The following is an 8,644-nucleotide window of genomic DNA, read 5'->3' as shown; positions in this document are numbered from 1 at the left end:
ACTGCTGAGAGCACGACGTTGGCGGCGTCGCCGGCGCGGCCTTTGAGATAGCAGCGGCCAAGGTGACCTTCGGCCTTCAGATGTCCGATGATGGGCTCGATGGCGGAGCGGCGCCGGAGCTCGCGCTTGATGGCGCCGAACACGCCGCGCTTCTGGCCCGAAATGAAGACGCGACGTGGATTTTGCGTGTCGTGGCCGCGATATCCCTTGTCGACATAGGCCCGCTCGATCGGACAGCCGGTGAGCGCCTCGGTGCGGTCGATGACGTCCCGCAGGGTATGACCGTCGTAGGGATTATCGGGCAGCGACCTGGCATGCAGTACGAACAGGCCACCGGGAGCTCGGCGATTGTTGGTGACGATGGAGGCCTTCACGCCGAACTCGTAAGGGGCTGAGGCCTTGCCTTTGCCGATGCACTCCACCTCCGGGGCATGAAATGAATAGAGCTTCCAGCCGCGCTGGCGCTGCTGCTGGGAGCGGATCTGGCTGGCTCGGCCAAGCGGAAGGGCGAATGCCTCCTCGAGGGCTGGCTGGCGCTCGATCTTGCGACGGATGTCGCGGATGATCCGGCCCAGCCGGCTGCGCAGGATACGCAACTGCCGCTGATGCCGGCTGAACTGTTTGGCATGGGCGTAGCGGCCCGCCATCATCGCAGCGGCCTTGGCCACGCGAGAATAGTGCGTATTTCGGCGATGGTGAGCGGCGATTTCAGGCGATCGTGAGCAGCTGTTTCGCGCGATGATGAGCAGCGGCTTTGACCGACATGGGTGATTGGTTCAGGGGTTTGAGTTGGCGTCAAGAGTTTGATTGCGGGCGTTCTGCTTTCGCATGCTTTCTCCGGAGAGTTGCAGACGGTGAGCGTTGTGAACGAGGCGATCCAGGATGGCGTCGCCGAGGGTTGGGTCGCCGATAACGTCGTGCCAATGTTCAACAGGGACCTGACTGGTGACGATTGTGGAGGCGCGACCGTGGCGATCATCGAGGATCTCCAGAAGGTCGCGCCGTTCGGGCGGATTTAGAACTGACAGGCCCCAATCATCGAGAATCAGAAGTTGAATGCGGCCGATGGTTTTGAGCAGCCGGCCATATCGGCCGTCGCCGCGAGCCAGGGCGAGCGCTTCGAACAGGCGCGGCACGCGGTGATACTGGACCGAACGATTGTCGCGGCAGGCCTTTTGGCCGAGGGCGCAGGCAATCCAGCTTTTGCCGAGCCCGGTTGCCCCTGTGAAGCTGGAGTCTCTCAGTGGCGGCATGAGCTATCGCCGCAAGTCTCTGAAAAGAGACGTCCTAACCAGGCGGCCTTGTCGATACGTCGGCGTGATCCGTCCCAAGCGGTGGCACTTCGCCGTCCAGCCATTCCTGCTCTTCTGCCAATGAGCGCCACGCCTGTTCCATGCGCCGGTACCGCTTGTAGGCCGGGCTGTCCTTCGAGGGTTCATCTTGGATGTCGAGACACGCAAGGCGTTGGCGATTGAGCACCGGCGTCGCGCTGACTGGCGCAAGGCCGAGGCCGAGGCGGAGCGCTTTCGCGCCGAATGTGATTACCTCAATCGTGCCGTTTCCACATCCCACCTTGGTCAGGTATCGTAGTCGGCGATAATTTTTGATCGGATGGCGCGGCGGACGTACCCGTACCTGATGATCTTGAACGGCCCCGGAGTGCTTCAAGCGCCGGGGCCGTTTTGGTTGGGTATGGCCTGTGGCTACCGCTGATGACCCAGACCGATACCGAGCGCGAGCGCCTTCTGTCTCAGCGAACCTTCGGACCGCTTCATCAGTTTCGAAAGTTTGGCGACAGGGGTGCGAGCTTTGGAATGCGATTTAATCAGTTTAACGTCTTCATTCGTGTATTCTTTGCGTTTGGTCTTAGTCGTTTTAGCCACTGATGCTCTCCGAGCCGATTAAATGGGCGTGCGTAATAGCACGCCGAACTACAGTATCAAGAGACGCTGGCGTTGATGTATGCGTGTCGTCAGCTAAAACTTGAACTATTGCTAGGTGGCGACTAGCCAACATCAGACTGACTGTTAGTCGGCGACTAACCAACAGTTGGCAACTAGTCAGCCATTTGACGATGGTGTGATCTGGTTTGCGCCGGACGAGATCGCGACGCTGGTGGCGCTTCATGAACGTGCAAAAGCACAGCAAATGTAGAAATTGTTCACATCGCGCAGCCGAAATGGTCACCAAGCTAGAGCACGCCCGCGCATTCAAAGAGGAAGATGCCGCTCAGTACTCCAGTCGAGCAGCGCATCTTCAGCGCGGAACGTTCACCTGATGACCTGATGGACGCCCCTGACGAGTTTATGCAGGCCGCCAAGGAGTACACGACCGGCGCGCGCGCGCTGGATCACCCGGCAAATTGAAACTTGATGCGGCCCAGGCTGGTCACGCTTGGTCAGGGCATTCCGCCAGTGCGTAGCGTTTCTCGGCAAGCTGGGCGGCGATGTGCTGCGGCCGGTATTCGAAACCGCAAACTGGATTGTGCCCGAACAGAAACGGTTCCCGTGATCACGCTTTCGGCAGGTCCAATGCTTCGACGGCCCGACTACAAATTTGGGCGGGGTCTTTGAGGCCGGTCTGGCCGATCTCGATTATCTTCTTGGCGATCAGCTCGGTGAGAGGGTCGCTCCGATCTTCTACGCCGATGGCGTGCAGGGCCTGTTCGTAAGCCGTCGAAAGCCGGGCGATTTCGTCCGGGCCCAGAGGTAGGTTCTGCATTATTCGGTAAATGGCCAACGTGCTGCCCCCGCTGGAATACAGCATAGCACTTGCTCAGCGAGCAGAAGTGAACTTTAGACGGTACGGTTAAAGCCAACGCCGTCGCCGCACTTATCAGGCGTTGTGTGAATGCTCCAGCACCGGATCCATCGCCGGATGACTACGGCCCGGCGAACTGTCTTGGTGGATCGGGTCAGAGCCAGACTACCGGGCGCCGTGGGTGTGAAAAGGTCCGCTATTAGCAGTACACCGGCCCTGTCTAGTGCGAGCGTGGAATGACCGGTGATGACCCCAGAGCAGAAGTAATAGACACTGATACCACTCTCTTCCCGGAAGCGCGCGCCACGGGCGAAGGTCGCTACGCTCAATCTAAATCGACAAGATATGCTAGGACCAAGTCTTCGGTCTGAGTTTGGAGAGCTGCCTTTCGATAGATGACAATCTCGGCTTCGTCAGCTCTGCGAACTGCCAACTTGGCCGTGGAGGAGCAAAGCGGGATGCCGTTCGATGTAATCGTGGCCAAGTCCTCACGAACCCAGCCCTCTTTGCATAACTGGGACGCTTCCCGGAAATTCCTGGCCTCGAAGGCGAACGTAGCTTTGCCGTCAACGTCCATCGCGAATACCACGCCTAAGAAAGCAATCATTGACACTCACTTTTCATCGCATCGGACAACCGACCGCGTCGCGAGCGTTTTGCTTCGCTTCACATTTGCTCACGAATAGGCCGCATTTGGGGAGGCGTCGCTAGAGTAATCGGCCCCTTTTGGCCCGCAAGCAACTCCGCTCGTGGCCAGAAAGATCGGTGACGGGTATCAAAGAGGAAGTTGACGTGGCGCGGCCGTGCGGTTCGCAATCCGTTCTCGGTTGCCGCCTTGTTCTCACTCGCTGTCGGACCCTTGGGATAAATCAAGGAATTCAGTCCTAAAGAACAAACAGCGACTGCGAAATATCGGTGCTGCCCGTATCTGAGCTTGAGGTTGAAACTAGTTTCGTTCCGGGAACTGAAACTAAGCCAACGCTGTTACGGAGCCAGCCGTCGTTAACTGCTCAAGGAGTGCGCCATGCCAGAGCGCCGCAGAGTGAAGCAAACCCGCTCCCTTGAAGAAAGGATGGCCGACCAGGCCGCCAAGCTTAAAGCATGGGCAGAGGAGTTGCCCGCCGGCACGGAACGCGAGAGCTTGCTGAGGCAAGCGAGGATTGCCGAGACCGGCGCCCATATCACTGATTGGCTTACTTCGCCCGGCCTGCAACCGCCAAAGTAAATGCCATGGCAGAAGATACTTTTGATCCCCTTGAGCATCTTCGAAAGATAATTGAATCGGTCTTAACCTTCCGCCACCGGAAGCTCCAACAGGATTCCGTCACAGCGGAGTTGGTGGCGATGTCTAAGGACAGCATTTGGCAATCCCGCCAACTGATTGAGAAGGTCGATATAAAACTGAAACGGTAAGGCCGCGCAGGGGCGGTGCCCTGATGCTTACCCGGAAGCGAGGGATCTACATGGAGATCGAGGCACCAAGCTACCGAGACCATGCCGCAGCTCGATAAGGCGCTCTTGTACGGCCGACGTGGTGACTTGGCGCTCAGGCTTGTGCGCGAGATCAGCTGCGCGGGTTCGGCCTGTAGTCGCCTCACAAGCCTCCCCTGGTGGTTAGACATTCTCGGGCGCCCGACTATCAGCTCTTCCAGGCAGGCCGGAACGAGGCGTGTGGGCGTGCTCTAAAGGTTTCAGGCGTGGAACAAACGCCCGCCGGCAGTGCCGCGTGCGTTAAACCCAAGTGCGAAGCCGAACCGAAAATCGGTTCGCAAGAATCGCGCCATCAACTCGCTTGATTGGCGATCGGAAAAACTTAAAAATATTTCTAGTTCATAATCATGATGGCTGTGACGCAAAAACACAAAATAAGGTGGGGAAAAGTAAAAACAGCGGGAGGAAAGTGAATGGAAACTGTACGCCGATTGCGCGCGATGGCGTCGCTGTGTCGACAGAGCGCCGCGTACCATCCCGACAGAAACTGGAACCTGCTCGCCGAGGCGGAGTACTGGGAGCACCTCGCCAATGGACAGCTTGTTAAGGTCTTCGGAGAATGCACGGGCAGCTCCAAGGAATTGGCTGCAAGAAGCATGCACCCCGACATCCGACATGCCAATCTGTGCGACCAAGAGTCTTCCAGAGGGTGAGTGTGCCTCCTACTGCAGTGACGGCTTGATTGGGAACTCTCTGTGTTCAGATCATGCTTGCACTCGCCGGTCGTCACGGTCATCCCTTGTTCAGAGAGGAACCTCTACGCTGCCTGCGGAGACTACACTCAACGGGAGAAACTAGATGAAATTTAGGTACGCACTTTTCGCATTGGCCGCCTTGGGTGGCGCAGTGCTTTCGACCGGAGCCGCTTCAGCAATGCCGCTCGCCCCTATGGGACAGTTCCAGTCCTCCAACGTCGAGAGCGTTGCAATGGTGTGCGGTCCGCGCGGGTGCGTCCGCACGCGACCCGTGTATCGGCGAGGAGCCTATGTCGTCCGCCGCCCCTATGTACGTCGCGGCTATGGCTACCATCGGGGCTATCGTCGGTACTGATGTTGAGAGGGCTTCGGCCCTCTTTTTTCTTCATGAGAGAACCTCAGAATTGAGAAACCAAAAGCGCAACGCACCCAATCAGCGTTGCCGTGCTGAGGGCAACCACGACAAGCGCTCGTTCACTGTGGGCCTGCAGATCCTCTTTATCATCCATGCCTTCTAACTACATGCGGGCGCATTTGGTTTCAGGTGCGCAAGTGAGGCAAGAAAAAGCCCGGACGTTGGTCCGGGCTATTTTGTTACTCGTTATCGTGATGAATGACGGCCTTCTCTCGGCTGCCGTCCTCATTCTCTTTCTTAATGACAGTCGTTCTATCACTTTCCCGAGGCTCGTGCTCCTTGATGACAGTTGTGCGGTCGCGATCAATAGGCCGGTGCTCGTGAGCCTCTCCGACTGTGACGCCTCCGCCCACTGGACCGGCCTGAACTCCAACACCAACTTCATCCGCAATTGCGGGTGTCGTGATCGCAGTCACTATCGCTGCAGCAAACAAGTACTTGCGCATGCTATTCTCCTTCAATTCTCGAATTGGAGAATGTCTGGGTGCGGCAATTCGTTCCTGGAACATAAACTCGTCCTCCCGGATCTTCGCCGCAGTGTCCTCGCCTTTTGCCTAGACGAACAGGATCGATCCTTACCGGCAACGGCCGTTGCAGCGCCTTAGCCTCAATCCATAATCAAAATTCGCTTCGTCACCGCTACAGATGATGTCACGCATGAAGTCGAGAAACTTCGAGCAATCCCCCTCGACCGCCTTCGCGCCGAAGCCGCGCCACAGGTTCAGCCTGTTGCCAACGTCGCCGTCGTGCTGCGGCATGAATGCCATGCCGCCGTCGTATTGCCGCCGCCGTTGGCTTCCGATCCAGTGGCTGCCCATGGGCTCGCTTTTCAATTCGCCCTTCTTGTCCAGATAGAAATGCCGGTATTTGTTGGTGAGGGATACGAAGTCGCCGACGGACTGGGTCATCACGATGGTTTGGCGGCCGGGGAATTCATCCAGCTCGCCGAACGTCACGACGCGGGTCTTGCCGCCGATGGGCAGCACCGCGTGCGCCTTGTTCAGGCGTGCAACGTCGTCTGCGCCGACGGCGGCCGTGTCGACCGGCTCCTCGTCCGGCGCGCCCCACTTCTTCCGGGCGCCGTCGATCAGGGCGTCGAGGTCGTGATCGCTGTAGCCATTGCTGCAGTAGTTCTTGCACATCAGCCTGATCACGCTGTTGGACCAGCCACGGCCGATCATGGTCGCAATCGCGTTGCGGATAGAATTGTGCCACTCGCCGGGCGTGCGGCTGGCCTCCAGCAGCGCCATCAACTCATCATCTTTGCGGCCGGGCTTGGTGTCGGAGCCGGCATTGCCCGAGCCGGTGTTGCGGCTCGCGTGGGGACGACCGGTCGCCTCGTACACGGCGAGATCGTCGCGCTGGTCGATAAACGCACCTTGGACGACCTTCGCGCAATGGTGGGGCTTTGGGCTGTCGCAGACCCAGCCATAGAAGTACGACTGCGAGAGCGCGAAGCTGTCACTCTTGGCGATCACCTCGACGTTGAACGTCGTTTTCAGGACCCCATTGAGCCGCGCTGCCAACTTGTACCGCATCTCGGGCGGCAACGGCTTGGAAGTTGGAGCAATGAGTCGCCAGCGCGGTTTCTCGGGCGTGTGCGATGCCGACGTATAGAGCAACGCGTGGATGCCGGTCGCTTCGACCGCCTTCACTGCATCATCGAAACTGACCTGCTCAACGTCATAGTCCAGCTCGACGCCGGTGACCTCCAGCACGTTGTCGTCGTGTCGCAAGCTGTTCTTCTCGCTGCGCTTGTTGCCGAACTTCGCCAGCTTCAGCCAGGGCAGCTTGCCTTTCTCGCGCGCCGCTGCATTCAGCACACGTTCACGCAATTCCATCAAGGTCAGATTCTCGGTGGTGCAGCGTGTGGCCGCGTAATCCCTGAAGAAGGTGACGTGCACCTTGGCACTGACGACACCATCATCGACAGCGATCGGGACGCCGCCCGGCGAATTGCAATCGTGCACGTTCACGGCTGCACCCCACGCGTTTCGCCGAGGCTACGGACGTGCTCCTTGCAGGCTTCGATCAAGGTTTGAGTTTGGGTCTCAGTGAGACCGTATTTATCCCTTTGCTGCTGCTCCTGATTCCACCAAGTCCGGAGATCATCCGCGCTCTTGGCGAGCGGAATGACCGGCAGCGCCATGGCGACATAGGCGGCTGCCTGACGCTGTTGCTTCGATGGTTGTGTGTGCGCAGGCGCGATGGGATTCATCACCGACATTCTAAAAAATTCCGTGAGAGGATGACGGAGACGGCGGCCTGTGGCGGGCCGCTTTTCTATGGCTAGGCCGCCGCGTGTTCGGTCGCCTAGGACGCATGCTCGCGCGCCCGCCGCCATTCGGCGGCAGCTTCGGCGGTGATGAACACGCGGCGGAACAAATGGGCTTCGCGCGGCCTAACCCGGCTTTGCGCAGCTTGCGATAGCGCTCGCATCCAGACATCGCGCTCCTTATCCGTCGTGAGGATCAGCCACATCGGCTTCGGGTGGATCAGTTCAACGATGGCGTTCGGCGTAGTCGTCAGGAACTATAGACAAGGTGCAGGTCCTGAGACTGGCTTTAACTTGTGCCGTCGTGCGCCCGGAGCCGACAGGCTGTGCGATCTGTGTCTGTGTCCTAATTCCCACAGTTGCGACGAAAAGCGCATCCGTTTGTCGCCTTTCGAACAGACGGGCCAAATCCACTCCGCTCCAACTTCACTATTGGAAGCAGCCATCAGTTGGGGAGGCGGAATGGAACGTTCCCTGTTACTTGAGATGACGCGCGACAAATATGTCGAGCGGTGCAAGCAGCGAGCTTTGGATCATCTCGACCGAGGTGATCTTAAGAACTCGGTCGCCTCCTTTGTCGAGACTATGAACGCGCGTCCCGATTGCGAGTTGCCAAACTACTTGGCAAGGCTTGGCGGTTCGCTTCTGACGGCTAACGATGCGCTCGGCTGGAGAACGCTCATTGAAATATTGAGGTGATGGTCCGATGGGATCAAGCCAGCCAAGATCTCTGGCGGAGATCAATTTGACAGTGAAACGAGCCGAGCACTTCGACCGGACACTGATGGATGAGGGGTGGGATGGCGCACTACCGAGCTTACCTTTTGGATCACGACCGCCACGTTATAAGCGTTGCCAATTTGCATTGTGCCGACGAGCAGGAAGCACGGGAACGTGTTCAGGAGCTAGCACTACTTTGGCAGAATGTGTTTTCGCCGCTGTTTTTCAAGGATTTTCTTTCGGCAATATGGGCACTGCTGGGGCGGCGGCCGAAGGATGAGATCGACG

Annotated in this window: 12 protein-coding genes and 4 pseudogenes; 6 read left to right on the top strand and 10 right to left on the bottom strand. The window is 58.3% G+C overall.

Annotated elements, in window-relative coordinates:
* Together IVB42_RS32560 and IVB42_RS32555 are read right to left on the bottom strand one after the other, a co-directional pair.
* Window positions 1-677 (bottom strand): annotated as a pseudogene (locus tag IVB42_RS32560) (IS5/IS1182 family transposase); the annotation flags it as partial.
* A 99-nt stretch (window positions 678-776) separates the two neighbouring features.
* A pseudogene (locus IVB42_RS32555) lies at window positions 777-1,223 on the bottom strand (ATP-binding protein); the annotation flags it as partial.
* 217 nt (window positions 1,224-1,440) lie between these two features.
* Between IVB42_RS32555 and IVB42_RS32550 the strand changes: the two are divergent.
* Complete coding sequence (locus tag IVB42_RS32550) at window positions 1,441-1,590, top strand: hypothetical protein (protein ID WP_247399183.1); 150 nt, start codon at window positions 1,441-1,443, stop codon at window positions 1,588-1,590.
* Window positions 1,591-1,703: 113 nt separating this feature from the next.
* Here IVB42_RS32550 and IVB42_RS42400 read toward each other — a convergent pair whose 3' ends face one another.
* The gene (locus IVB42_RS42400) at window positions 1,704-1,883 is read right to left on the bottom strand and encodes a hypothetical protein (RefSeq protein WP_247411483.1); all 180 of its coding nucleotides are present in this window, start codon (window positions 1,881-1,883) and stop codon (window positions 1,704-1,706) included.
* A gap of 339 nt (window positions 1,884-2,222) precedes the next feature.
* Here IVB42_RS42400 and IVB42_RS32545 point away from each other — a divergent pair, with 339 nt between their 5' ends.
* Window positions 2,223-2,366 carry a hypothetical protein gene (locus tag IVB42_RS32545; RefSeq protein ID WP_247368040.1) on the top strand — a complete coding sequence of 48 codons (144 nt, stop codon included), beginning with the start codon at window positions 2,223-2,225 and terminating at the stop codon, window positions 2,364-2,366.
* Between the two features lie 145 nt (window positions 2,367-2,511).
* On the opposite strand, the gene IVB42_RS32540 is transcribed toward IVB42_RS32545, so the two are convergent.
* The gene (locus tag IVB42_RS32540; protein ID WP_247368042.1) at window positions 2,512-2,766 is read right to left on the bottom strand and encodes a hypothetical protein; all 255 of its coding nucleotides are present in this window, start codon (window positions 2,764-2,766) and stop codon (window positions 2,512-2,514) included.
* Between the two features lie 319 nt (window positions 2,767-3,085).
* Window positions 3,086-3,367: a hypothetical protein gene (locus tag IVB42_RS32535; protein WP_247368094.1), complete on the bottom strand. Its 282-nt coding sequence runs from the start codon at window positions 3,365-3,367 to the stop codon at window positions 3,086-3,088.
* A 417-nt stretch (window positions 3,368-3,784) separates the two neighbouring features.
* On the opposite strand from IVB42_RS32535, the gene IVB42_RS32530 reads away from it, so the two are divergent.
* Window positions 3,785-3,985: a hypothetical protein gene (locus IVB42_RS32530; RefSeq protein WP_247368044.1), complete on the top strand. Its 201-nt coding sequence runs from the start codon at window positions 3,785-3,787 to the stop codon at window positions 3,983-3,985.
* A gap of 466 nt (window positions 3,986-4,451) precedes the next feature.
* Here the strand turns inward: IVB42_RS32530 and IVB42_RS32525 are convergent, their stop codons facing one another.
* Window positions 4,452-4,886, bottom strand: coding sequence for a hypothetical protein (locus IVB42_RS32525; RefSeq protein ID WP_247368045.1), 435 nt, complete (start codon window positions 4,884-4,886; stop codon window positions 4,452-4,454).
* Window positions 4,887-5,236: 350 nt separating this feature from the next.
* Here IVB42_RS32525 and IVB42_RS32520 point away from each other — a divergent pair, with 350 nt between their 5' ends.
* Complete coding sequence (locus tag IVB42_RS32520; RefSeq protein ID WP_247368046.1) at window positions 5,237-5,464, top strand: hypothetical protein; 228 nt, start codon at window positions 5,237-5,239, stop codon at window positions 5,462-5,464.
* 76 nt (window positions 5,465-5,540) lie between these two features.
* On the opposite strand, the gene IVB42_RS32515 is transcribed toward IVB42_RS32520, so the two are convergent.
* The 4 genes and pseudogenes from IVB42_RS32515 to IVB42_RS32500 all read right to left on the bottom strand — a co-directional run.
* Window positions 5,541-5,807 (bottom strand): hypothetical protein, encoded by a 267-nt coding sequence (locus IVB42_RS32515; RefSeq protein ID WP_247368048.1) that lies wholly within the window; start codon window positions 5,805-5,807, stop codon window positions 5,541-5,543.
* Between the two features lie 129 nt (window positions 5,808-5,936).
* Window positions 5,937-7,337: a hypothetical protein gene (locus IVB42_RS32510; RefSeq protein WP_247368050.1), complete on the bottom strand. Its 1,401-nt coding sequence runs from the start codon at window positions 7,335-7,337 to the stop codon at window positions 5,937-5,939.
* Window positions 7,334-7,588 (bottom strand): hypothetical protein, encoded by a 255-nt coding sequence (locus IVB42_RS32505; RefSeq protein ID WP_247368053.1) that lies wholly within the window; start codon window positions 7,586-7,588, stop codon window positions 7,334-7,336. The genes IVB42_RS32510 and IVB42_RS32505 overlap by 4 nt, the downstream gene beginning before the upstream one ends.
* A gap of 86 nt (window positions 7,589-7,674) precedes the next feature.
* Window positions 7,675-7,893: pseudogene (locus IVB42_RS32500) on the bottom strand (hypothetical protein); the annotation flags it as partial.
* A gap of 205 nt (window positions 7,894-8,098) precedes the next feature.
* On the opposite strand from IVB42_RS32500, the gene IVB42_RS32495 reads away from it, so the two are divergent.
* On the top strand, window positions 8,099-8,335 hold the full coding sequence (locus IVB42_RS32495; RefSeq protein WP_247368056.1) for a hypothetical protein: 237 nt from the start codon (window positions 8,099-8,101) through the stop codon (window positions 8,333-8,335).
* A 101-nt stretch (window positions 8,336-8,436) separates the two neighbouring features.
* Window positions 8,437-8,644 (top strand): annotated as a pseudogene (locus IVB42_RS32490) (hypothetical protein); the annotation flags it as partial.

It is taken from the genome of Bradyrhizobium sp. 45, assembly GCF_023073155.1.
Taxonomy (GTDB): domain Bacteria; phylum Pseudomonadota; class Alphaproteobacteria; order Rhizobiales; family Xanthobacteraceae; genus Bradyrhizobium; species Bradyrhizobium canariense_D.
This window is presented reverse-complemented; position numbering and strand designations above follow the sequence as displayed.

Coding starts and splice junctions, on each gene's coding strand:
- IVB42_RS32545 (WP_247368040.1), top strand. CDS start 2,223: ATGCCGCTCAGTACTCCAGTCGAGCAGCGCATCTTCAGCGCGGAACGT.
- IVB42_RS32540 (WP_247368042.1), bottom strand. CDS start 2,766: ATGCTGTATTCCAGCGGGGGCAGCACGTTGGCCATTTACCGAATAATG.
- IVB42_RS32535 (WP_247368094.1), bottom strand. CDS start 3,367: ATGATTGCTTTCTTAGGCGTGGTATTCGCGATGGACGTTGACGGCAAA.
- IVB42_RS32530 (WP_247368044.1), top strand. CDS start 3,785: ATGCCAGAGCGCCGCAGAGTGAAGCAAACCCGCTCCCTTGAAGAAAGG.
- IVB42_RS32520 (WP_247368046.1), top strand. CDS start 5,237: ATGTCGTCCGCCGCCCCTATGTACGTCGCGGCTATGGCTACCATCGGG.
- IVB42_RS32515 (WP_247368048.1), bottom strand. CDS start 5,807: ATGCGCAAGTACTTGTTTGCTGCAGCGATAGTGACTGCGATCACGACA.
- IVB42_RS32505 (WP_247368053.1), bottom strand. CDS start 7,588: ATGTCGGTGATGAATCCCATCGCGCCTGCGCACACACAACCATCGAAG.
- IVB42_RS32495 (WP_247368056.1), top strand. CDS start 8,099: ATGGAACGTTCCCTGTTACTTGAGATGACGCGCGACAAATATGTCGAG.